The organism is Agrococcus jejuensis (assembly GCF_007679035.1).
GTDB classification, from domain to species: Bacteria; Actinomycetota; Actinomycetes; order Actinomycetales; family Microbacteriaceae; genus Agrococcus; species Agrococcus jejuensis_A.
In genome coordinates, this window is the sequence record NZ_VEFR01000006.1 from 54,812 (window position 1) to 76,177 (window position 21,366).

22 protein-coding genes and 1 tRNA gene are annotated in these 21,366 nt (G+C 72.2%); 13 read left to right on the top strand and 10 right to left on the bottom strand.

Translation table 11 applies throughout. The features are described from left to right. The 3 genes from FS793_RS15030 to FS793_RS15040 are packed head-to-tail and all read left to right on the top strand — an operon-like array spanning nt 1 to nt 3,313. Nucleotides 1–1,692: an ABC transporter permease gene (locus tag FS793_RS15030; RefSeq protein WP_260980202.1), complete on the top strand. Its 1,692-nt coding sequence runs from the start codon at nt 1–3 to the stop codon at nt 1,690–1,692. Between the two features lie 2 nt (nt 1,693–1,694). Further along, on the top strand, nt 1,695–2,762 hold the full coding sequence (locus tag FS793_RS15035) for an ABC transporter ATP-binding protein (RefSeq protein WP_144721797.1): 1,068 nt from the start codon (nt 1,695–1,697) through the stop codon (nt 2,760–2,762). Then, nucleotides 2,759–3,313, top strand: coding sequence for a histidine phosphatase family protein (locus FS793_RS15040; RefSeq protein ID WP_144721799.1), 555 nt, complete (start codon nt 2,759–2,761; stop codon nt 3,311–3,313). Before FS793_RS15035 ends, FS793_RS15040 begins: the two co-directional genes overlap by 4 nt. Nucleotides 3,314–3,334: 21 nt before the next feature. Here the strand turns inward: FS793_RS15040 and FS793_RS15045 are convergent, their stop codons facing one another. Beyond that, nucleotides 3,335–3,991, bottom strand: coding sequence for an LON peptidase substrate-binding domain-containing protein (locus FS793_RS15045; protein WP_144721801.1), 657 nt, complete (start codon nt 3,989–3,991; stop codon nt 3,335–3,337). 47 nt (nt 3,992–4,038) lie between these two features. Between FS793_RS15045 and FS793_RS15050 the strand changes: the two genes are divergently transcribed. Together FS793_RS15050 and FS793_RS15055 are read left to right on the top strand one after the other, a co-directional pair. After that, nucleotides 4,039–4,485, top strand: coding sequence for an NUDIX hydrolase (locus FS793_RS15050; protein WP_144721803.1), 447 nt, complete (start codon nt 4,039–4,041; stop codon nt 4,483–4,485). Further along, a complete protein-coding gene (locus FS793_RS15055; protein WP_260980203.1) occupies nt 4,464–5,867 on the top strand; it encodes a threonine/serine ThrE exporter family protein in 1,404 nt (467 codons plus the stop codon). The genes FS793_RS15050 and FS793_RS15055 overlap by 22 nt, the downstream gene beginning before the upstream one ends. Nucleotides 5,868–5,929: 62 nt before the next feature. Here FS793_RS15055 and FS793_RS15060 read toward each other — a convergent pair whose 3' ends face one another. Next, nucleotides 5,930–6,448: a hypothetical protein gene (locus FS793_RS15060; protein WP_144721805.1), complete on the bottom strand. Its 519-nt coding sequence runs from the start codon at nt 6,446–6,448 to the stop codon at nt 5,930–5,932. 131 nt (nt 6,449–6,579) lie between these two features. On the opposite strand from FS793_RS15060, the gene FS793_RS15065 reads away from it, so the two are divergent. Beyond that, a complete protein-coding gene (locus FS793_RS15065; RefSeq protein WP_144721807.1) occupies nt 6,580–7,119 on the top strand; it encodes a peptidylprolyl isomerase in 540 nt (179 codons plus the stop codon). A 40-nt stretch (nt 7,120–7,159) separates the two neighbouring features. Then, nucleotides 7,160–8,011: a rhomboid family intramembrane serine protease gene (locus FS793_RS15070; RefSeq protein WP_260980204.1), complete on the top strand. Its 852-nt coding sequence runs from the start codon at nt 7,160–7,162 to the stop codon at nt 8,009–8,011. 447 nt (nt 8,012–8,458) lie between these two features. Here FS793_RS15070 and FS793_RS15075 read toward each other — a convergent pair whose 3' ends face one another. Further along, on the bottom strand, nt 8,459–8,692 hold the full coding sequence (locus FS793_RS15075; protein ID WP_144721811.1) for a cell division protein CrgA: 234 nt from the start codon (nt 8,690–8,692) through the stop codon (nt 8,459–8,461). 41 nt (nt 8,693–8,733) lie between these two features. Between FS793_RS15075 and FS793_RS15080 the strand changes: the two genes are divergently transcribed. From FS793_RS15080 to FS793_RS15085, 3 genes are read left to right on the top strand one after another with little or no spacing between them, the layout of a single operon-like run. Next, entirely contained in the window at nt 8,734–9,459 is a 726-nt protein-coding gene (locus tag FS793_RS15080; RefSeq protein ID WP_144721813.1) for a class E sortase, read from the top strand. Then, nucleotides 9,459–9,617, top strand: coding sequence for a hypothetical protein (locus tag FS793_RS16335; RefSeq protein ID WP_186329556.1), 159 nt, complete (start codon nt 9,459–9,461; stop codon nt 9,615–9,617). Before FS793_RS15080 ends, FS793_RS16335 begins: the two co-directional genes overlap by 1 nt. Then, nucleotides 9,614–10,255: an anthranilate synthase component II gene (locus tag FS793_RS15085; RefSeq protein ID WP_144721815.1), complete on the top strand. Its 642-nt coding sequence runs from the start codon at nt 9,614–9,616 to the stop codon at nt 10,253–10,255. The genes FS793_RS16335 and FS793_RS15085 overlap by 4 nt, the downstream gene beginning before the upstream one ends. A gap of 30 nt (nt 10,256–10,285) precedes the next feature. Here the strand turns inward: FS793_RS15085 and pknB are convergent, their stop codons facing one another. The 7 genes from pknB to FS793_RS16340 form a co-directional block, all read right to left on the bottom strand. Beyond that, a complete protein-coding gene (pknB, locus tag FS793_RS15090; RefSeq protein ID WP_144721817.1) occupies nt 10,286–12,055 on the bottom strand; it encodes a Stk1 family PASTA domain-containing Ser/Thr kinase in 1,770 nt (589 codons plus the stop codon). 73 nt (nt 12,056–12,128) lie between these two features. After that, on the bottom strand, nt 12,129–13,850 hold the full coding sequence (locus FS793_RS15095) for a protein kinase domain-containing protein (protein WP_144721820.1): 1,722 nt from the start codon (nt 13,848–13,850) through the stop codon (nt 12,129–12,131). Continuing rightward, nucleotides 13,847–15,325, bottom strand: a complete 1,479-nt coding sequence (locus tag FS793_RS15100; RefSeq protein WP_144721822.1) for a peptidoglycan D,D-transpeptidase FtsI family protein — start codon at nt 15,323–15,325, stop codon at nt 13,847–13,849. The genes FS793_RS15095 and FS793_RS15100 overlap by 4 nt, the downstream gene beginning before the upstream one ends. Continuing rightward, on the bottom strand, nt 15,322–16,941 hold the full coding sequence (locus FS793_RS15105) for an FtsW/RodA/SpoVE family cell cycle protein (RefSeq protein ID WP_260980205.1): 1,620 nt from the start codon (nt 16,939–16,941) through the stop codon (nt 15,322–15,324). The genes FS793_RS15100 and FS793_RS15105 overlap by 4 nt, the downstream gene beginning before the upstream one ends. Then, on the bottom strand, nt 16,938–18,176 hold the full coding sequence (locus FS793_RS15110; RefSeq protein WP_144721824.1) for a PP2C family protein-serine/threonine phosphatase: 1,239 nt from the start codon (nt 18,174–18,176) through the stop codon (nt 16,938–16,940). The genes FS793_RS15105 and FS793_RS15110 overlap by 4 nt, the downstream gene beginning before the upstream one ends. A 1-nt stretch (nt 18,177) precedes the next feature. After that, the gene (locus FS793_RS15115) at nt 18,178–18,741 is read right to left on the bottom strand and encodes an FHA domain-containing protein FhaB/FipA (protein ID WP_144721826.1); all 564 of its coding nucleotides are present in this window, start codon (nt 18,739–18,741) and stop codon (nt 18,178–18,180) included. Then, entirely contained in the window at nt 18,738–19,415 is a 678-nt protein-coding gene (locus tag FS793_RS16340; RefSeq protein ID WP_186329557.1) for an FhaA domain-containing protein, read from the bottom strand. The genes FS793_RS15115 and FS793_RS16340 overlap by 4 nt, the downstream gene beginning before the upstream one ends. A 122-nt stretch (nt 19,416–19,537) precedes the next feature. On the opposite strand from FS793_RS16340, the gene FS793_RS15125 reads away from it, so the two are divergent. From FS793_RS15125 to FS793_RS15135, 3 genes are all read left to right on the top strand, one after another. After that, nucleotides 19,538–19,621: transfer RNA gene (locus tag FS793_RS15125), tRNA-Leu, on the top strand. Between the two features lie 176 nt (nt 19,622–19,797). Continuing rightward, a complete protein-coding gene (locus FS793_RS15130) occupies nt 19,798–20,475 on the top strand; it encodes a GOLPH3/VPS74 family protein (protein ID WP_144721828.1) in 678 nt (225 codons plus the stop codon). A gap of 38 nt (nt 20,476–20,513) precedes the next feature. Then, on the top strand, nt 20,514–21,008 hold the full coding sequence (locus tag FS793_RS15135; protein ID WP_260980206.1) for a GNAT family N-acetyltransferase: 495 nt from the start codon (nt 20,514–20,516) through the stop codon (nt 21,006–21,008). Nucleotides 21,009–21,366: the final 358 nt, after the last annotated feature.

Genomic DNA, 21,366 nt, shown 5'->3' on the forward strand with positions numbered 1-21,366 from the left:
GTGATCGACGCGGGCCCGGCAGCACGCCGGGCCCGCGTCGCCGCGCCCGGCGCACTGCGCGTGGGTCGCGTCCGCGACCTGCTGCGCGGCACGGTTCCCGTGCGCGTCGTCGCGTGGGTCGCGGTCGCCGCGCTCGTGGGCGTGCCGCTCGTGGCGGTGCTGTCGCTCGCCATCGCCAGCGGCCAGATCGGCATCCTCGCGTCGGAGGACGTGGCCGTCGCCGCGTGGCACTCGGCGGTCTCGTCGGTGCTCGGCGCCGCGGGCGCCGTCGTGCTCGGCGGTGCCCTCGCCATCGTGCTCGAGCGCACCGACGTGCCCGGCCGGGCCGCGCTGCGCCTGCTCGCGTGCAGCCCGCTGCTCATGCCGCCGTTCGTCGGCGCGATCGCATGGATCGGCGTGGCCGGGCCGATGAGCCCCGTGAACCGCTGGTGGACCGAGACGTTCGGTGGCCCGCTGTGGAGCATCTACGGCGGCGACGGCGTCGTCTTCCTGCTCGTCGTGCACGGGTACCCCGTCGCCATGCTCATCGTCGGCGCCGCGCTGCGCCGGCTGCCCGCCGATCTCGAGCAGGCGGCGCGCATCGCCGGCGCCTCGACGCTGCGCGCCTTCGCTGCCGTGGTCGTGCCGCTGCTGCGGCCCGCGCTGCTCTCGTCGGCCACGCTCCTCGCGGTCTCGAACCTCGCCGACTTCGGCATCCCGTCGATCGTCGGCCTGCCCGAGCGCTTCACGACCCTGTCGACGCTCGTCTACCGGTACCTGCAGTCGGCGACCGTCGACGATCCGCTCGGCGCCGTCGCGACGATCGGCTCGGTGCTGCTCGCCGTCGCCCTCGCGGGGCTCGTGGCGGATGCGCTCATCGGCCGCCGCCGCGTCGAGCTGGATGCGGGCGCATCGGCTCCCGCGCGCACCCCGCTCGGTGCCTGGCGCCTCCCGATCGCCGCCGGCTCGTGGATCGTGGTCGCGGCGCTCACGGTGCTGCCGATCGTGGCGCTCGCGACGCAGTCGCTCGTGCCCGCCGCGGGCGTGCCGCTCACATGGGAGACCGTGACGCTCGACAACCTCGTGCGGGCGGTCACGAGCGAGCACGCGCTCGCCGGCATGCGCACGTCGATCATGCTCGCGGTGCTCGCCGCCGTCGTCTGCACCGTGCTGGGCCTCGTCGTGGGCGCGCTCGTCACCCGCACGCGCTCCCGCGACAACCGCGCGCTGCATGCCGCCGCGATCGTGCCGCAGGCCATCCCCGGGCTCGTCATCGCCGTCGCCTGGCTCGTGATCGCGCCGCGCATCGGCCTCTTCGACACGCCCTGGATCATCCTCGTCGCCTACGTCACCGCCTTCCTCGGCCTCGTGGTGCAGGCGGTGCACGCCCCGCTGTCGGCCACGTCGACGACCGCGGAGGAGGCGGCGCGCGTCGCAGGCGCCAGCCCGCTGCGGGCGCTCGTCGACGTGTCGTGGCGCATGGCGACGCCCGCGGCGATCGCCGGCGGCGTGCTCGTGCTGCTCACCGCCGCGCGCGAGCTCACGCTGTCGGCGCTGCTGCTGTCGCCCGGCGCCCAGACGCTCGGCGTCGCGATCTTCAACCTGCAGCAGGCGGGCGACTACAACGCCGCCTCCGCGCTGTCCCTCGTGGTGGCACTCGTGGGCCTCGCCGGCCTCGGGCTCGCCGCTCGCACCCCACAGGAGAGGTCCTGACCATGGCATCCGTCGACATCCGATCGCTGTCGGTGCGCTTCCCCGACGGCACGGCGGGACTCGCCGACGTCGACCTGCAGGTCGCCGACGGCGAGCTCGTCGCGCTCGTGGGCCCGTCGGGCTCGGGCAAGACGACGCTGCTGCGCACGATCGCGGGCTTCCTCGCCCCGACGTCGGGCACCGTCGCGATCGCGGGCGAGCACGTGGCGGGCGACGGCGCGAACGTGCCGCCCGAGCGACGCAGGCTCGGGATGGTGTTCCAGAGCCACGCGGTCTGGCCGCACTGGGACGTGGGGCGCAACGTCGCCTACCCGCTGCGGCTCGCGCGCGTGCCGCGGCTCGAGCGGGCTGCGCGCGTCGCCGAGGCGCTCGAGCTCGTGGGCCTGCCCGGCGCCGAGCGACGCGACCCCGCGACGCTCTCGGGCGGTCAGCGGCAGCGCGTGGCCCTCGCCCGAGCGCTGGTCGCCCGCCCGCGCGTGCTGCTGCTCGACGAGGCGCTGTCGGCGCTCGACGAGCCGCTGCGCGACCGGCTGCGCCTCGAGCTGCGAGGGCTCGTGCGCTCCCTCGGCCTCACGGTCGTGCACGTGACGCACGACCGCGCCGAGGCGCTCGCGATCGCCGACCGCGTCGTCGTGCTCGACGGCGGCCGCATCCAGCAGGTCGCGACGCCCGAGACGCTGCTGCATGCGCCGACGTCGCCGTTCGTCGCCCGCTTCCTCTCCGACGCGACGGTGCTCGCGGGCACGCGCACGACCGCCGGCTTCGTCGCCGACGGCGGCGGCATCCGCATCGCCGACGCGGCGATCGAGAGACGCGTCGACGGTGCGGCGGCGCTCGCGGTGCTGCCCGGCGACGTCGCGATCGTCGCCGACGACCACGGGGATGCCACCGTCACGTCGGCGCTCTTCGCGCGCGACGGCAGCGACGTCGTGCTCGACTGGCACGGCGTCGAGGTGCGCTGCACCGCGCCGTGGCGACCGGTGGTCGGCGAGCGCGTGGCCGTGTCGGTGCGGCGTGCGCTCGCGTTCGCGGCGGATGCCGTGGCCGAGCCGACGGAGGCGGCCGCGTGACGCTCGTGCTCGTGCGCCACGGCGAGACGGCGTGGAACGCCGAGCGCCGCATGCAGGGACGCACCGACAACCCGCTCAACGCCACCGGTCGAGCGCAGGCGCGCGAGGTCGCGATCGCGCTCGAGGGCGTCGTCGCCGATCGGGTCGTCGCGTCGTCGCTCGTGCGGGCGCGGCAGACGGCGGGCGTCGTCGCCGCGCACCTCGGCCTCGTCGACGTCGTCATCGACGGGGATCTGCTGGAGCGCGACTTCGGCGACGCCGAGGGCATGCCGGTCGCGCGCGTGGCCGAGCGGTGGCCGGACGGCGACTACCCCGGTGCGGAGCCGCTCGCGGCCGTCGCCGAGCGCGGCGCGCGTGCGCTCGCACGCTGGCGCGGCGAGGATGCGATCGTCGTCGCGCACGGCGTGCTGCTGCGCGCGACCCTCGAGCGCATCACGGGTGCTCCCGTCGCCAGGATCCGCAACGGCGAGCCGCTGCTGCTGCACGCCGACGGCCGGCTCGAGCGGCCGGCCTCCGTGGCCGACGCCTCGGGTCGAGCCGGCCGCCCCTAGGGCCCGACGCGCCCGGGGCGATCACTCGTCGCGATCGTCGTCGTCTCGATCGTCGTCGTCGCGCGCGTCGGATGCGCGAGCGACGAGCACCGGCTCCTCCTCGAGGCACAGGTCGATGACGGAGCGCAGGAGTCCGCCGACGGTCGTGGCCTGGAGCAGGCGGAACTGGTCGTAGGCGCCAACGGGCGCCATGGCGGCGATCTGCCAGCAGGCCTCGAGCGGATCCTCCGCGATGGCGGCGCCCGGATCCCATCGGGCGGAGCCGATCGTCGACGCGAGGGTCGCGACGCGCCTCACGACGCGCTCGGCCTCCCGCCGCAGCGGCTCGAGCTCGTCGTGCCACACGAGGGCCGGGATGGGCGTCACGTCCGCGACCGGATGCGGGTCGTCGTCGCCCCAGCGGTCGACGGTCACGCGCTCGCCGCCGAGCGCCAGCACGTGCAGGTCGTCGGCGCCCACCTCGATGCGGAGGATGCGCGCGAGGGTGCCGATCGATGCGCGCTGGTCGCCGCCGCCGGCCTCGTGGCCGCGCTCGATGAGCACGACGCCGAACACGGGATCCTCGGCGTCGAGCAGACGGCCCATCATCGTGAGGTAGCGCGGCTCGAAGATGCGCAGCGCCAGCGGCGTGTGCGGGAAGAGCGGGCTGCCGAGCGGGAACATCGCGACGGCGTCCATGGTCGTCAGTCAATCAGGGGTCGGGGCGGCGCGGCTAGGCTGTGCGGATGCGCATCCGAGCCGCCGCGTACTGCGTCATCACGAGAGGTGCCGGCGCCGACGAGGAGCTGCTGCTGTCGCACTGGCGCGACGGCAGCCGCCACGGCTGGACGCTGCCCGGCGGCGGCATCGACCCGGGCGAGCATCCCGAGGCCGCGGCCGTGCGCGAGGTCTTCGAGGAGACCGGCTACCACGCGCGCCTCACGGGCCTGCTCGGCGTCGACTCGATCGTCATCCCCGCCACCGACCGCCTGCGCAACGAGGGCGAGCCGCTGCAGGCGCTGCGCGTCGTCTACTCGGCCGAGATCACCGGCGGCGAGCTCACGATCGAGGTCGACGGCTCGTCGGACGACGCCGGGTGGCATCGCCTCGCCGACGTCGCGGGCCTGCGCCGCGTGAGCCTCGTCGACGTCGCCCTCGGCATGCGCGACGGATGGGCGCCCGCGACCGCATGATCGAACGTCGCCGCGGCATCGTCGACCGCATCCTCGGGGTCGTGCGTGCCGACCCCGAGCTGCCGCATACCGAGATGCTCATGGTCGTCGACCGCGAGATGGCGCTGCGCGTGCTCGACCTCGCCGTGCGCGTCGCCGAGTCGATGCTCACGACCGGCGCGTCGGCGAACGACGTGACCCTCGCCTGCACGCGCATCGCGTCGGCGTACGGCGTGCGCCCGCTGCACGTCGACGTGACCTACAACTCGATCACGATCTCGTGGCAGCGCACCGTCGACCGCGAGCCCACGACGCTGCTGCGCGTCGTGCGCGCGCCCGTGCCCGATCACGCGAAGCTCCAGCGCCTGCAGGCGCTGCTCGTCGACATCGAGGCGGGGCTCTCGCTCGAAGCCGCCCTCGCGCAGTTCGACCGCATCCGACGCACGGCGTTCACGTATCGACCCGTGCTCGTCGTGGCGGCGCAGGGCCTCGTGACGGTCGGCGTCTGCATCTTCATGGGTGCGAGCTGGCTGCTCACGATCATCGCCTTCGTCGCGGCGGTGCTCGCCGCCGTGACGCAGCGCGGCATGGCGCGCATCCGCGTGCCGTTCTTCTTCTCGCAGGTGATCGGCGCGCTCGTCGTCACCGCCGCTGCTGCCGCGACCGCCGCCGCGGGCGACCTGGGGATCGGTCCCTTCGTCGAGATGCGGGCGTCGCTCATCGTCGCCGGCTCGATCGTGCTCATGCTCTCGGGCATGTCGGTCGTCGCGGCGGCGCAGGATGCGATCGACGGCTTCTCGCTCACCGCGCAGGGTCGCGTCATGGAGATCGTGCTGTCGACCGTCGGCGTCGCAGCGGGCGTGCTCGGCGGCCTGCATCTCGCGTCGCTCGCGGGCATCGCGATCCCCATCGCCACGGCGTTCCCGCTCGGCGCCGTCTGGCAGCAGGTCGTCGGGTCGGTGCTCATCGCCGTCGCGGTCGCGGCGGTGTTCGGGTCGACGCTGCGCACCATGCTGCTGAGCGCCGCGCTGGGTGCGCTCGCGTGGTTCGGGTGGTCGCTCGGCATCGCCGCCGGGCTCGGCGCGCCGGTCTCGAGCGCCCTCGGCGCGCTCGTGACGAGCTTCGCCGGCATCCTCGTCGCCCATCGACTGCACGTGCCGTCGATCGCCGTCACGACCGCGGCGATCGTGCCGCTCGTGCCCGGCTACGCCGTGTTCAGCGGCCTCGTCGCGCTCGTCGACTCCGAGTCGACCGCGAGCCTCGTGGCTGGAGTCGTGCAGCTCGCCGGTGCGGCCGCGATCGGTCTCGCGCTCGCTGCCGGGGCCTCCCTCGGCCTGCTCGGCGGCGCTCCCGTGCGGGATCGCGTGGAGTCGGTCGTGCGCGGTCGCGCCCGCCTGCGCTGAGCCGGCGGCGCACGCACGAAGGCCCCCGCCTGCCGGCGGGGGCCTTCATCGCGCGACGCGCGTCAGCGGGGGTCGACCTCGTCGGAGTCGGGGATCCACAGGTCGTCGTCGGCGCGCAGCGTCTGCCACGCGGCGTACGCGGCACCCGCGACCGCGACCGTGCCGACGCCGATGAGCACCCACTGCAGGGCGGACGGGCCGCTCTTCTTCGCGGGGGCCACCTCGGGCAGGCGCAGGCGCTGCACGTTGGCGATCGCGTCCTTGACGCGCTGGTCCTTGGCGATCTGCGCGTACGCGGCGAACGAGCCGAGGCCCGACGCGACGGACGGCAGCACCTTGTCGTTCCAGCCGTGCGTGACGCCGGAGACGGCGTCGCGCCCCTTGTCGACGCCCTTCTTGGCGTAGCGGCGCGCCTCGGGCACGAGCGTCTCGTTGCCGTAGGCCTTCGCCTGGTCCGCGGCCTGCTGCGCGAGGAGGCCGGCGCGCTCGCCGACGTCGCGCTGCACCGACCACAGCTTCTCTGCCTGCTTGCGCAGCTTCTTGATCTCCTTCTCGCGCTTGCGAGTGAGCGTCAGCGACATGATTGCCTCCCGGGTCGTGTCTGCTCAGCATCCTGGCATGGACTCCTGACCGACGCATGGGGGGATCCCATGGGTTTCGCTGAGGTCGAACGGATGCTAGTCGCGAGCCGTCGCATGGCAGGATCGGGGACATGGCGCTCCACACCGCAGTCGCGACGATCACCACCTCGCTCGGCGACATCAAGGTCAACCTGCTCGGCAACCACGCACCGAAGACGGTCGCGAACTTCGAGGGGCTCGCGACGGGCTCCAAGGAGTGGAAGCACCCCGGCACGGGCGAGACCTCGACGTCGCCGCTCTACGACGGCACGATCTTCCACCGCATCATCCCCGACTTCATGATCCAGGGCGGCGACCCGCTCGGTCAGGGCATCGGCGGCCCCGGCTACCAGTTCGACGACGAGATCCACCCGGAGCTCTCCTTCGACGCTCCGTACGTGCTCGCGATGGCGAACGCCGGCATCCAGATGGGCCGCGGCACCAACGGCTCGCAGTTCTTCATCACGACCGTGCCCACGCCGTGGCTGCGCGGCAAGCACTCGATCTTCGGCCTCGTCGAGGACGCGGACAGCCGCGCCGTCGTCGACGCCATCCAGGCCGTCGCCACCGATGGCCGCGACAAGCCGCTCGAGGACGTCGTCATCACGGGCGTCACGGTCACGCCCGTCTGACCGTGATCCACCTGCATCGTCTCGACGCCGGGAGCCTCGCATGAGCGCTCCCGGCGTCGAGACGTGCTACCGGCACCCGAGCCGCGAGAGCTGGACGCTGTGCCAGCGGTGCGGACGCACCATCTGCGGGCAGTGCCAGATCCAGGCGCCCGTGGGCGTGCAGTGCCCGGAGTGCGTGCGCGAGGCGAAGGTGACGTCGATGGCGTCGCATCGTGAGCAGCGCCGCCTCTCCTACGGCGGCCCGGTCAAGCGCGGCGTGCGCCGCTGGCTCGGCATGCCGGCGCCGGTCACGACCGCGATCATGGCGCTCACGGCCGTCGTGGGCGCGGCGCAGCTGCTGCTCGGCGACGTCGTCACGTACTCGCTGGGCTTCTACGCCCCGCTCGCGCTCGCGGAGCCGTGGCGCTTCGTGACGGCCGTGCTCGTGCACGGCGGCATCCTGCACTTCGTCTTCAACATGCTCGTGCTGTTCATGATGGGCCCGAACATCGAGCGGCGCATCGGCGCGCTGCCGTACCTCGCGGCGTACCTCGTCATGGCGGCGGGCGGCAGCGTGGCGGTCTCGCTGCTGTCGCCGGGCACGCTCGTCATCGGCGCGAGCGGCGCGATCTTCGGCCTCTTCGGCATCTACATCGGCCTGCAGCGCATGCTCGGCGGCCGCTTCGATCCGCAGATCCTCATCATCGTCGGCATCAACCTGCTCATCGGGTTCGTGCTCTCGGGCGTCTCCTGGCAGGCGCACGTCGGCGGTCTGCTCGCCGGCCTCGCCCTCGGCTTCTGGATGGGCCGAAACCTGCGGGGTGCCGAGACGAAGCGCGCCGTGTGGACGCCCATCGGCGTCGTCGGCGGCGTCGTCGTGGCGCTGTGCGTCGCCGTGGGCTTCCTGGTCTGACGTCGGCTCGCTCTCGACGGTCGCGTCGGGCGTCCTCCCACCAGCTGGTCGAGGAGCGCGCGAGCCCTCGGGCGAGCACGCGTCACGAGACCACGCGACCGTCGCTCCCATCCAGCCACGCGCGTGGTCGCGTCGAGCGGGGCCGTCGCGTGGTCTCGTGACGGCTCCTCGCTGCGCTCGGGGCCTCCTCGACCAGCTGGTGTGTGCGCGCACTCTCGATGGGTCGCCGACCCATCCGAGGCGTCTCGTGCGACGAACACCCTCGACGGGATCGACGCGGACGAGAGTTCTCCACAAGGTTCTCCACACCTGTGCACAACTGACACCGGTGTGATTCGACTCGTTCGAACGTTCGCTATGCGTGCGCGGCCGGGTGGGGGTCGCGGACGACGAAGGCCCGCACCGAGACGGTGCGGGCCTTCGAGTCGAGGCGTGGAGCCGGGTCGGCTACCGCCACTTCGTGGTCATGATGAAGCCGACGAACATGATGCCGAAGCCGATGGCGATGTTCCACGCGCCGATCGACGCGATGGGCAGCATCGAGCCCGAGATGTAGAAGACGACGACCCACAGCAGGCCGACGACGATGAAGCCGAGCATCACCGGCACGTACCACGACGGGTTGCGGGACTCCTCGTGGTCGCGGGAGGCGCGCGACTTGGCGATGCTGTTCCTGGCCATAGACCGCGAGTCTACCTCAGCCTCCCGCGTAGACTGCTCGGGTGCCCCCGACTCCCCGCCCTCGTCGTCGCACGACCGTCGGCGGCGTGCTCGGCGAGCTGCTCGTGACCGTGGGCGTGCTCGTGCTCGGCTTCGTCGGCTGGCAGGTGTGGCTGAGCGACGAGATCATGGGCGGCCAGCAGCAGCAGGCGGCGCAGACGTACGCGCAGTCGCTCACGACGACGCCCGACGCCGAGCCCGCGGCCGAGCTGCGCACCGACGCCCCGCCGATCGCCGAGGCCCCCGGCGACCGCGAGTCCTTCGCCGTCGTGCACATCCCGCGCTTCGGGCCGGACTTCGTGCGCACCGTCGGGCAGGGCACGAGCAGGTTCGTGCTCGACTCGCTCGACCTCGGCCTCGCGCACTACGACACGTCGGCGATGCCCGGCGACGTCGGCAACTTCGCCATCGCGGGCCACCGCAACGGCCAGGGCGGCCCCTTCACGCGCCTCGACGAGCTCGTGGTCGGCGACCGCATCTACGTGCAGATGCAGGACGTCTGGTACGTCTACGAGTACCGCGACAGCGAGTACGTGCTGCCGACGTCGGTCGACGTCGTCGCCCCCGTGCCGAACCAGCCGGGCGTCGCACCCACCGACCGCATCATGACGATGACGACGTGCCACCCCGAGTGGTCGGCGGCCTCGCGACTCATCACCTACTCCGTGTTCGTCGGCTGGTCCGAGACCATGCCCGCCGAGCTCGCAGCCATCCAGGAAGGTGCCTGATGTACGGCGCGCTGTGGCGGATCATCCCGGGCCCGTGGCCCGTGAAGGCCCTCGTGATGCTGGCGCTCGCCGCCGGCATCGCCTACGCGCTGATCTGGCACGTGTACCCGTGGGTCATGCAGACCTTCTTCCCGACGCCGGATGCGACCGTCGAATGACCCGCATCCTCGTCGTCGACAACTTCGACAGCTTCGTCTACACGCTCGCCGGCTACCTCTCCGAGCTCGGCGCCGACGTGCACGTCGTGCGCAACGACGTCGTCGAGCCCGGCTCCATCGTCGACTGGGATGCCGTGCTGCTGTCGCCCGGCCCCGGCACGCCCGCCGACGCCGGCGCATCCATCGACTTCGTGCACGCAGCCATCGCCCACGGCGTGCCGCTGCTGGGCGTGTGCCTCGGGCACCAGGCGATCGCCGAGGCGCTCGGCGGCGTCGTGACGCACGCCGAGCAGCTCATGCACGGCAAGACGTCGCAGGTCGTCCACGACGATACGTCGGTCTTCGTGGGCGTGCCGTCGCCGTTCACGGCCACGCGCTACCACTCGCTCGCCGTCGTCGACGGCACCGTGCCCGACGACCTCGTCGTGACGGCGCGCACCGAGCAGGCGGACGGCCGCGGCGTCATCATGGCGCTCGAGCACCGCACGCAGCCCGTCTGGGGCGTGCAGTTCCACCCGGAGTCGGTGCTCACCGAGGGCGGCTACCGCATGCTGGGCAACTGGCTCGAGCGTGCGGGCCTCAGCGGTGCTGCCGAGCGGGCGGCGTCGAAGGCGCCGTTGGTGACGTTCGGCGACTGACGCGTCGCCGTCGCGGCGGGGCGAGCGGGATCAGCCGTTGCCGTCGCCGCCGTCGCCACCCTCGGGCGGCGTGGTCTCGGTCGGCGGCGTCGTCGGTGGCGTCGTCGGCGCCTGGCCGTTGCAGTAGGTGAGCGTGATCGTGCCGCCCTGCGCCTGCGAGCCCGGCGTCAGGCTCTGCTGCACGACGGCGCCGCCCCGGCACGACGTGACGAACATCTGCCGCACCTGGTAGCCGACCTCGGGCGCCTGCATGGCCGCGACGGCCTGCGCGATGGGCTGCCCCACGACGTCGGGGATCGTGACCTGACCGCTCGAGACGATGAGCTGGATGCTGTCGCCCTGCGACACGTTCGTGCCCGCAGCGGGCTCGGTGCCGAGCACCGTGCCCTCCGGCAGCGACGGGTGGTCGTTCGTCACGATGGACTCCGCCACGACGAGGCCGTCGCCCTCGAGCGTCTGCGTCGCCTGGATGACGGTGTTGCCCTGCACGTTCACGAGCGCGAACGGCGGCGGCCCGCTCGAGATGAACAGCGTCACGGGCGTGTTCGGCGACACCGTCGTGCCCTCCGGCGGATCGGTGCGCAGCGCGTCGCCCGCGTTCGACTCCTCGTCGACGACCGTGCGCACGCTCGCCGTGAGCCCCGCCTCCTCGAGCGCTGCCGATGCCTCGTCCTGCGTCATGCCCGCCACCGAGGGCACGGTCGCGGAGAGCCCCGCGATCGGCAGGTTCGGTCCCTGGCTCGCCGCCCAGAACACGATCGCGATCACGAGCACGCCGATGAGCGCGATGCCGCCCCACAGCCAGGCGACCGGCGGCCGCGACTGCGGCGCGGGCCGGTAGTCGTCGACGTCGAGCACCTGGAACATCGTCGTGGCGGCGCCGCCCTGCACGCCGGTGGTGAAGATCGCGGCCTCGTCGTCGTCGACGTCGACGGACTCGCCCACGAGCGCAGCCTCGAGCGCGTCGCGGAACTCGTCCGCCGACTGGAACCGCTCCTCCTTGCGCTTCGTGAGCGCCTTGAGCACGACCGAGTCCATCGCCGGCGAGATGCCCTCGCGCAGCGACGACGGCGCGACGGGCTGCTCGGACACGTGCTGGTATGCGACCGCCACGGCGGTGTCGCCCCGGAACGGTGCGCGGCCCGTGAGCATCTCGAAGAGCATCACGCCCGTCGAGTACAGGTCGGTGCGCGCGTCCACGACCTCGCCGCGCGCCTGCTCGGGCGAGAAGTACTGCGCGGTGCCGAGGATCATGCCCGTCTGCGCCACCGACGTCGACGTCTCGCTCACGGCACGGGCGATGCCGAAGTCCATGACCTTGATCTGGCCGCCGGGCGTCACCATGACGTTGCCCGGCTTCATGTCGCGGTGCACGACGCCGGCGCGGTGCGAGTAGTCGAGGGCCGTCAGGATGCCCTTCGTGATGCGCACCGCCTCGGACTCCGTCAGCGGCGACTCGGCGATGATGTCCTTCACCATGCGGCCGTCGACGTACTCCATGACGATGTACGGCACCGAGTGCGAGCGCCCGTGGGCGTCCTTCGCGACCTGCTCGCCCGCGTCGAAGACGCGCACGACGGTCGGATGCGACATGCGCGCCGCCGACTGCGCCTCCTGACGGAAGCGCACGCGGAAGTCGTCGTCCTCGCCGAGCTCGGGCTTCAGCAGCTTGATGGCGACGAGGCGGTCGAGGCGTCGATCGCGACCGCGATGCACCTCGGCCATGCCGCCGCGGCCGATGAGCTCGCCGATCTCGTAGCGATCTCCGAGGACGTCGAGGGAGGCGATGACGTCGGTCATGCGCACCCCCTTCCGGACCGCACGAGTCTAGCGGTCGGAAGGGGGTGCGAACCTGTGGCGCCGGTGTCGTGCGTCAGGGCGTCGGCACCGGGATCGAGGGCTCCGGGTCGGCCGGCGGCTCCGTCGACGGCGGCGTGGTCTCCACCGGCGCCGTCACTGTGAACGTCAGCGGCTGCGAGGTGGGGCTCGTGAGCGGGTCTCGGCCGTCGGCGGAGCAGGTGACGACGTAGGTGAACGTGACCGTGCCCTCGCTCGTGAAGGTGACCTGCGCGCTCGCCCCCGAGACGTTGCCCACGCCGCCGGGACCCTGCACGAGGGCCTGGTAGGCGGCCGAGTAGCCCGCGGGGCACGTGTACGTGTCCCACACGACCGTCACGGCGTCGCCGGGCTCGACGTCGGTCGACCCGCCGTCCTGCACGGTCGCCGCCGCCGGCTCGTCGAGGGTCGGCAGGCCCGCGTAGATCGTCGCCGAGATCATCGTGCCGGGGGCGACCGGACCCGTGGGGTTCACGGCGTAGACCGTGCCGGCCTGCGCAGCGGTCGGAGCGTTCTCGGTGCCCGTCTGCACGTCGGCGACGAGCCCGAGGTCGGCCATGGCGTCGCGGAACTCCGACTCCGTCATGCCGACGTAGTCCGCCTCGTCGATCGTGACGTCCTCGGCCGTCTCCGACGGCGTCGGCGAGGGGCTCGTCGACGGCTCGGGGTCGTCGCCGCCCATGCCGAGCATCGCCCACACGAGCGCCACGAGACCCGCGATGAGCAGGATCGCGCCGATCACGATGACGGGGATGAGCCACGGACGGCGCTTGCGCTCCGCATCCTGACGCGTCTCGTCCTCGACCGCCACGGGGAACGCGGCCGTCGCCGGCGCGGACTGCGTGCCGATGACGCGCGTCGTCGCCTGCGTGGGGGCGTCGATCGTCGCGAAGGAGTCGGTGGAGGCGATGCCGGGCACGATGGCCGCGGCGCCGGCGATGTCGCCGCGACGCAGCATCGTGGCCGCGCGCGACAGGTGCGCCGCCGACGTCGGCCGGTCTGCCGGCTTCTTCGCGATGCACGACAGCACGAGGTTGCGCACGGGCTCCGGCACGGTGCCGGGCAGCTCGGGCGGCGCGTCGTTGATGTGCGCCATCGCGATCGCCACCTGCGACTCGCCCGTGAACGGACGACGACCCGCGAGGGCCTCGTACGCGACGATGCCGAGCGAGTAGATGTCGGTCGCGGGCGCCGCGGGCTGGCCGCTCGCCTGCTCGGGCGACAGGTACTGCACGGTGCCCATGACCTGACCCGTGGCCGTGAGCGGCACCTGGTCGGCGATGCGCGCGATGCCGAAGTCGGTGATCTTCACGCGCCCCTCGGGCGTGATGAGCAGGTTGCCCGGCTTGATGTCGCGGTGCACGAGGCCGGCCTGGTGGGCGGCGTGCAGCGCCGCCGACGTCTGCGCGACGATGTCGAGCACCTTGTCGGCGGGCAGCGTGCGATCGCGGTCGAGGATGGCGCTCAGGGGCTCGCCGGGGACGAGCTCCATCACGAGGAAGGCGCTGCCCTCCTCCTCGCCGTAGTCGAAGACGTTCGCGATGCCCTCGTGGTTGACGAGTGCAGCGTGCCGCGCCTCCGCGCGGAACCGCTCGAGGAACCCGGGGTCCCCCATGTACTCGTCCTTGAGGATCTTCAACGCCACCGTGCGGCCGATGACGAGGTCGCTGGCCTGCCAGACCTCGCCCATGCCGCCGATGGCGATCCTCGACGTGAGCTGGTACCGCCCACCGAAGGTGAGTCCGCTCGTTGGTCTCATGAGTTCAGCACCGCCTCGATGATCGCTCTGCCGATGGGTGCGGCCACCTCGTTCGAGGTGTCTGCCGCGATGTTCTGCTCCGGGACGACGACGACGGCGACGGCGACCTGGCTGCCGTCCGCCCCCTCCGCGAAGCCCGTGAACCAGAGGTTGAAGGGTCGGTCGCCCGACTCGTCGTTCTCGGCCGTGCCGGTCTTGCCACCGACCGTCACGCCCGGGATCGCCGCGTTCGATGCGAGTCCCTGCTCGACGCCCTGCACCATCAGATCCTGCATGGTCTGTGCCGTGGACTCGCTGACCGCCTGCCCCATCGACTGGGGCGCGGGCTCGGCGATGACGTCGAGCGACTCGGTGTCGATGACCTCGTCGACCAGCTGCGGCTGCATGAGCTCTCCGTCGTTCGCGATCGCCGCCGTCGTCATCGCCACCTGCAGCGGGGTCACGCGCACGTCGTACTGGCCGAACGCCGACAGCTGCAGCTCCGACGGCGCCATGCCCTCCGGGTACGTCGACGGCGTCACCGACATGGGGATCTGCAGCGGCTCGCCGTAGCCGAACGCTGCAGCCTGCTCGGCGATCGCATCCTCGCCCAGCTGCTCGCCGAGCTCGGCGAACGGGATGTTGCACGAGTAGATGAGCGCGTTCGTGAGCGACACCTGGTCGCCCTCGCCGCCGCGGCACTCCTGGCGCGTCGAGTTGTAGATCGGCGTCGACGTGCCGGTGAGGTTCAGCTGCGCCGGGTTGCCGAACGTCGAGCCGGGCGTGTACTCGCCCGACTCGATCGCCGCGGCCGTGACGACGAGCTTGAACACGGAGCCGGGGAAGTAGAGGTCGCCGCCGATCGCACGGTTCTGCAGGGGCTGCGTCGGGTCGGCGAGCATCTGGTCGTACGCCGCGATCACCGAGTCGGTGTCGTGGCTCGCGTACACGTTGGGGTCGTAGGTGGGCGTGGAGGCGAGCGCGAGGATGTCGCCCGTCGCCGGGTCGATCGCCACCGCGGCGCCCGTCGCGCCGCTCACGCCCGCGAGCGCATCCGTCGCCGCCTGCTGCGCCGCCGGGTCGATCGTGAGCTCGACCGACGAGCCCGACGGATCCTGGCCCGTGATGAGCTGCTCGACCTGCTGGAAGAACTGGCTCGACGCCTGTCCCGTCAGCTCGTCGTTCATCGCGCCCTCGATGCCGCTGTTGCCCTGACCGAGCGAGTAGTAGCCCGTGACAGGAGCGTAGAGCGCACCCTGCGGATACACGCGCTGCCACTCGTACTGGTCGCCGGACTCGACGCTCTGCGCGATCGGCACGCCGTCGACGAGGATCGCGCCGCGCTCGGCGGCGAACGACGCGAGGATCGTGCGCGAGTTGCGCGGGTCGTCGCGCAGCGCATCCGCCTGCGCCCACTGGATGATCGACGAGGAGCCGAACAGGGCCACGAACATGCACACGAGCAGCAGGCTCACTCTCGAGAGCTCGCGGTTCATGGAGTCACCACCCTTCGTTGCAGTCGTACGGTGTCGGACAGTCGCAGCAGCAGCGCCACGATGATCCAGTTCGCCACGAGCGACGAGCCGCCCGCCGCCATGAACGGCGTCGTGAGGCCCGTGAGCGGGATGACGCGGGTCACGCCACCGACGACGATGAAGACCTGCAGCGCGATCACGAACGCGAGTCCGACGGCGAGCAGCTTCGTGAAGTCGTCGGAGCCGAGGTAGCCGATGCGGATGCCGCGCGAGACGAGCACCATGAACAGGGCGAGGACGGCGAACATGCCGACCATGCCGAGCTCCTCGCCGATCGACGCCATGATGAAGTCCGACTCGGCGTGCGGCACGAGGTCGGGGCGGCCGAGGCCGAGGCCCGTGCCGATGAGCCCGCCGGCCGCCATGCCGAAGATGCCGGTCACGAGCTGGTACGAGCTGCCGGAGGGGCGGGCGAAGACGTCCTGGTCGAACGCGCGCAGCCAACCCTCGACGCGCGACTCGACGCGGCCGATGCCGAGGCCCTCGAGCGACGCGGGGTCGAGGCGCAGCAGCACGAACGCCACGACGATGCCGAGGCCCGCGGCGAGCACGCTCGAGACGAGCCATCCGATGCCGCCGTCGGCCCGCCACCGCAGCACGGCCATGACGGCGAACGCACCGAGGATGCCGAGCACCGACAGCACGATCACGCCGATGCCGACGCGCTGCATCCACTCCGACTCGCCGCGCGTCAGCAGCCACAGCAGCGCACCGGCGAGCACGACGAGCGCCAGGCCGATGACGATCCACGACCGTCGGCCCGTCGCGACGTAGAGCATGACCGTGAAGAGGCCGAAGTAGAGCAGGCCCGTGCCGAGGTCGCCCTGCACGACGAGCACCATCATGCACATCGCCCAGACGACGGCGATCGGGCCGAGGTCGCGCAGACGCGGCAGCTGCAGGCCCAGCACCTTGCGGCCCGCGATCGACAGCGAGTCGCGCGCCGTCACGAGGTAGCCGGCGAAGAAGATCGCCAACGCGATCTTCGCGATCTCGCCCGGCTGGAACGAGAAGCCGCCCACCGAGATCCACACCTGCGCGCCGTTGATGGTCGCGCCGATGCCGGGGATCATCGGCAGCAGCAGCAGCACGAACGCGATGGCCATCGCCGTGAAGCGGTAGCGCAGCAGCACGCGGTGGTTGCGGATGACGAGCAGCACGACGATCGCCGCCGTCATCGCCACCGCGGCCCAGACGATCTGGCGGATGCCGGCGGCATCCCAGCCGAGGTCGCCGCGCGCGATGTCGATGCGGTAGATCATCGCGATGCCGATGCCGTTGAGCGCCGTCGCGATGGGCAGCAGGAACGGGTCGGCGTCGCGCGCGACGAAGCGCAGCACGACGTGCATCACGAGCGTCATCGCCGCGAGCCCGCCGAACAGGTACAGCAGCGTGAGGTCGATGGCCTCGAGCGCGCCGATCTGCACGAGCAGCATCGCCGCGCCCGCGATGGCCCAGGCGATGACGAGCAGGAACAGCTCGAGGGCCCGCATCTTCTGCGGGTTGCGGATGCGCACGCGGATCGCCTCGGTGGCGTCGCGGATCTGGATCATGCCGGTCTGGAGCGCGCTCGTCATGGCGACGACACCTCCAGTCGGTCGACGATCCGGTTCGCGGCATCGAGGCTGTCGGCGTTGATCGTCTGCTCGATGCGCTGCTGCTCGAACTCCGTGAGGTCGGACAGCTCGATGCTCGTGACCTGCACCTCCGACGACAGCACGATGGGCCCGACGTCGCTCTGCACGCCCTGGTAGATCGTGACGTAGCCCGCGTCGTTCGCGCCGACGAAGTAGTGCGTCTGCGTCCACGCGTAGAAGCCGAGCGCGCCCGCGACGACGGCGATGACCGCGAGGGCGACGCCCACCGTCCAGGTGATGCGGCGACGCAGCTTCCACCTGCGATGCTCCGCGAGCAGCTCGGCGAGGTACTCCTCGCTCTCGGGCTCGAAGTGCTCGTACGCCGGCTGCTGCCTCGCCTGCACGGGATGCAGCAGCAGCTGCGTGAGGCTCATGGGGGTCGCCTCGGGCTCGGCGGCCTCGTAGTCGATCTCGCTCGCCGCGCTGCCGACCGTCTGCGGCTCGACGCTCGACACGGGCGACTCGTCGACGTCGACGATCACGACGGTCACGTTGTCGGGGGCGCCGTGGCTCAGCGCCTCCTGCACGAGGCGATCGGCGGTGGCGGCGGCATCGCGTCGCTGCCCCAGCAGCTGCGCGAGCCGCGCCTCGCCCACGACGCCCGAGAGCCCGTCGGAGCACACGAGCCAGCGGTCGCCGGGCTGCGCGTCCTCGATGAGGCCGTCGACCTCGGGGTGCGTCTCGATGTTGCCGAGCACGCGCATGACGACGTTGCGTCGCGGATGCGTCTCGGCCTCCTCGCGCGTGATGCGGCCCGCCTCGACGAGCTTCTGCACGAACGTGTGGTCGGTCGTCACCTGCGTCAGCGCGCCCACGCGGTAGCGGTAGATGCGCGAGTCGCCGATGTGCGCGATCGCCATGCGGTCGCCGACGCGCACGATGCCCGACACCGTCGTGCCCATGCCGACGAGCTCGGGATGCTCGCGCATCGTCGACTGCAGCGTCTCGCCCGCGGCCTGGATCATGCCCTTGAGGTCGTCGAGCGCCTCCTCGGGGGTGGCGTGCTCGTGGTCGGCGTCGCGCAGCCTGCGGATCGTCAGCGCCGAGGCGACGTCGCCGCCCGCGTGGCCGCCCATGCCGTCGGCGACGACGAACAGGTGCGCGCCCGCATAGCCGGAGTCCTGGTTGTCGCTCCGAACCCTGCCGACGTGGCTGCGTGCTGCCGCGAGGGCCACGTCACCGCCTCAGCTCGAACGTGGTGGTGCCGATGCGCAGCTCCACGCCCGTGGCTGCGGCCGCGGATCCCTGCACGCGACGCCCGGCGACGAACGTGCCGTTCGTCGAGCCGAGGTCCTCGATGCGCCACTCGTCGCCGCGCAGCACGAGGCGGGCGTGGTTCGACGACGTGTAGTCGTCCTTCACCTGCAGCCCGGAGCCGCTCGAGCGACCGATCGTGAGTCCCGTCGTGGGGAGGTCGATCTCGAGCCCGGCGCGCGGGCCGCCCGTGACGACGAGTCGGCTCGCCGGACGAGCCACGGGGGCCGCGGTGCTGGCGCTGCGCGAGCCGCGACCCATGTTCGTGACCGTCGTGGCGGCGTCGGAGGAGGCGACCGGTGCGGATGCGCGCGGCGGCGTCGACGGCGCAGGGCTCGGGCTCGGCGTCGGCGTGCCGGGCTGCTGCAGCCGCGTGATGCGCGATCCGAACAGGTCGCTGCGCAGCGAGTACACGACGATGAAGATGAAGACCCACAGGAGCACGAGGAAGGCCACGCGCAGCAGCAGCAGCGTCAGTGCGGTCATCGGTCGCCCCTCGACTCCGCCAGCACGCGGTAGACGAGCCGCGTCGAGCCGATGTCGATGATCGAGTCGGGCTCGAGCAGCGACTTCTTCAGCGTGCGGCCGTTGAGCAGCGTGCCGTTCGTCGAGCCGAGATCCGAGATCTGGGCGCGCGAGCCGTCCCAGACGATCTCGGCGTGCGCACGCGAGGCGCCCGCGTCGTCGACCGTGATGTCGGCATCCGAGCCGCGCCCGATGATCGTGCGGCCCTTGCGCAGCGAGACGCGGTTGCCCTTGATGTCGACGACCGCGCGCCACGCGACCTCGCCCTTCGCGAGCTCCGCATCCACGGCGAGGATGCCCGTCGCGAGGGCGTCGTCGCGCTCGAGCGTCAGGTCGATGCCGCCCGCGAACGAGTACTGGTTCTCGGCGGCGTGCTTCTGGATCGCCGAGCGCAGCTCGTCGGTGAGCGACTCGCCCAGGCGCTGCATGCGCCCGTGGTCCTCGGGCGACAGGCGCACGGTGAGGCGATTGGGCACGAGGATGCGGTCGCGCGAGACGACGGACGCGTTGGTGTCGAGCTCCCGCTTGAGCGCAGCCGCGATCTCCAACGGCTCGACGCCGCTGCGGAACGTCTTGGCGAACGCGCCATTGACGACCCGCTCGAGCCCACGCTCGAAGCTGTCGAGGAATCCCACCGTCTTGTCGTGCCTCTCGTCTCGTGCGCCCCTCAGGGTACGGGATGAACGTGGCGACCGCGTCGCAAGGCCCTTCGGACCTGATAGGATCGCGGGGTTGGCCTGCAGCGATGCGGCCGCACGCGCGAGTGGCGGAATTGGCAGACGCGCTGGCTTCAGGTGCCAGTGCCCGCAAGGGCGTGGGGGTTCAAGTCCCCCCTCGCGCACGGTGCTCCACGGAGCAGACGCGAAGGCCCCGGATTCATAGGATCCGGGGCCTTCGTCGTGCGCGGGGGACGTCAGGGACGGTCGACGTCCCGGGCTCGGGGTTGACTCGGCCCCGAGGGCACGGTGCGTACTGGATGCATCGGGTCGGGGCTCGCTCGGCCGGGAGGGGACATCCATGGACGACGACCTGCTGCTCGTCGAGGACCTGCTGCTCGTGCTGCTCGACGACGACGGCGGCCACATCCACGGCGAGGGGATGCTGTACGCGATCCTCGGCGGCGCCGTGATCGTCGAGCTCGCGCAGCGCGGCCTCGTGCGCACCGACTCGGGCCAGACCGTCGAGGTCGTGCCGGGCGCGACGCCGCCCGCCGACCCGCTGCTGCGTGCGGCGTTCGACACCATCGCGACCAAGCGACGCCTCGTGCTCACGCGCATCGCCGAGATCGGCCCCTCGCTGCGGGAGGACGTGCTCGACCGGCTCGAGGAGCGCGGCCTCGTGGCCCGCTCGCGGGAGCGCGTGCTGGGGTTCATCCCCGTCACGCGCCTGCGCACGCTCGACTCGACGCACGAGGATGCCGTCGTCGCGCGCCTGCGCGCCGTGCTCGTCGACGGCGAGCAGCCCGACGCGCGCACGGCGGCGCTCGCGGCGCTGCTGTGGGCGAGCGATCAGCTGCCGGCGCTGCACGCGCGCATCCCGTGGACGAACGACGTCGCCTCGCGCGCGCTCGCGCTGCAGCAGGGCGACTGGGGTGCGTCGGCCGTCGACGTGTACGTCGCGGGCGTGCTGGCGGCGACGGTGTCGGTGTCGACGGCGGTCGCGGCGGCGGCCGCGTCGGGCACCGCGTCGTCGTAGGTCGGCCCCCAGACGCGCGGAGGTGCCAGGCTCGACGCGTGACGATCGTGCTGCGACCCATGGACCCCAGCGACTGGGCCGCCGTCGAGCGCATCTACGCCGACGGCATCGCCTCCGGCCTCGCGACCTTCGAGGCCGCGACGCCCGATCGTGACGCGTTCCTCGCGTCGCGGGTCGCAGGGCTGAGCAGCGTCGCCGTCGACGACGACGGCGCGATCGTCGGCTGGGTCGCCGCGTCGCAGGTGTCGGCGCGCGCCGTCTACCGCGGCGTCGTCGAGCACTCCGTCTACGTGGCCCAGGGCGAGCACGGGCGCGGCATCGGCGGGATGCTGCTGCGGCGGCTGATCGCGGACGCCGACGCGCTCGGCATCTGGACCATCCAGTCGGCGATCTTCCCCGAGAACGTCGGCAGCATCCGCCTGCACGAGCGCGCCGGGTTCCGCGTCGTCGGCACGCGCGAGCGCATCGCGCAGATGCCCGACGGCACGTGGCGGGACACGGTGCTCATGGAGCGGCGGAGCGCGGTGGGCTGAGTCCCCGGTGGGCTCCCTTCGAGGCTCGCTTCGCTCGCACCTCGGGGAGCGGTCCTGGGGATGAGGAGCGGTCTCCTCCCAGCTGGTCGAGGAGGCCCCGAGCGCAGCGAGGAGCCGCCACGAGACCGCGTGACGTGCCCGCTCGACGCGAGCACCCGCATGGCTGGACACGAGACGCGGTCACGTGGTCTCGTGACGCGTGCTCGCCGAGGGCTCGCGCGCTCCTCGACCAGCTGGTGGGGAGCGTCGGACGGGTTGGAGCCGAGGGAGGCACTGCCGGTACCCGTCTCGGGCCGCACTCCCGCATCCGAGCCCGAAGGCGTGGGATGGACGCATCCATCCTTCTCTCGACGGGAGC

What these genes read in the sequence shown, in the direction of transcription:
- pknB (WP_144721817.1), bottom strand. Translation starts at nt 12,055, where the DNA reads ATGACCGACGTCATCGCCTCCCTCGACGTCCTCGGAGATCGCTACGAG.
- FS793_RS15050 (WP_144721803.1), top strand. Translation starts at nt 4,039, where the DNA reads ATGCGCATCCGAGCCGCCGCGTACTGCGTCATCACGAGAGGTGCCGGC.
- FS793_RS15085 (WP_144721815.1), top strand. Translation starts at nt 9,614, where the DNA reads ATGACCCGCATCCTCGTCGTCGACAACTTCGACAGCTTCGTCTACACG.
- FS793_RS15060 (WP_144721805.1), bottom strand. Translation starts at nt 6,448, where the DNA reads ATGTCGCTGACGCTCACTCGCAAGCGCGAGAAGGAGATCAAGAAGCTG.
- FS793_RS15035 (WP_144721797.1), top strand. Translation starts at nt 1,695, where the DNA reads ATGGCATCCGTCGACATCCGATCGCTGTCGGTGCGCTTCCCCGACGGC.
- FS793_RS15055 (WP_260980203.1), top strand. Translation starts at nt 4,464, where the DNA reads ATGGGCGCCCGCGACCGCATGATCGAACGTCGCCGCGGCATCGTCGAC.
- FS793_RS16335 (WP_186329556.1), top strand. Translation starts at nt 9,459, where the DNA reads ATGTACGGCGCGCTGTGGCGGATCATCCCGGGCCCGTGGCCCGTGAAG.
- FS793_RS15070 (WP_260980204.1), top strand. Translation starts at nt 7,160, where the DNA reads ATGAGCGCTCCCGGCGTCGAGACGTGCTACCGGCACCCGAGCCGCGAG.
- FS793_RS15095 (WP_144721820.1), bottom strand. Translation starts at nt 13,850, where the DNA reads ATGAGACCAACGAGCGGACTCACCTTCGGTGGGCGGTACCAGCTCACG.
- FS793_RS15075 (WP_144721811.1), bottom strand. Translation starts at nt 8,692, where the DNA reads ATGGCCAGGAACAGCATCGCCAAGTCGCGCGCCTCCCGCGACCACGAG.
- FS793_RS15130 (WP_144721828.1), top strand. Translation starts at nt 19,798, where the DNA reads ATGGACGACGACCTGCTGCTCGTCGAGGACCTGCTGCTCGTGCTGCTC.
- FS793_RS15115 (WP_144721826.1), bottom strand. Translation starts at nt 18,741, where the DNA reads ATGACCGCACTGACGCTGCTGCTGCTGCGCGTGGCCTTCCTCGTGCTC.
- FS793_RS15100 (WP_144721822.1), bottom strand. Translation starts at nt 15,325, where the DNA reads ATGAACCGCGAGCTCTCGAGAGTGAGCCTGCTGCTCGTGTGCATGTTC.
- FS793_RS15105 (WP_260980205.1), bottom strand. Translation starts at nt 16,941, where the DNA reads ATGACGAGCGCGCTCCAGACCGGCATGATCCAGATCCGCGACGCCACC.
- FS793_RS15065 (WP_144721807.1), top strand. Translation starts at nt 6,580, where the DNA reads ATGGCGCTCCACACCGCAGTCGCGACGATCACCACCTCGCTCGGCGAC.
- FS793_RS15045 (WP_144721801.1), bottom strand. Translation starts at nt 3,991, where the DNA reads ATGGACGCCGTCGCGATGTTCCCGCTCGGCAGCCCGCTCTTCCCGCAC.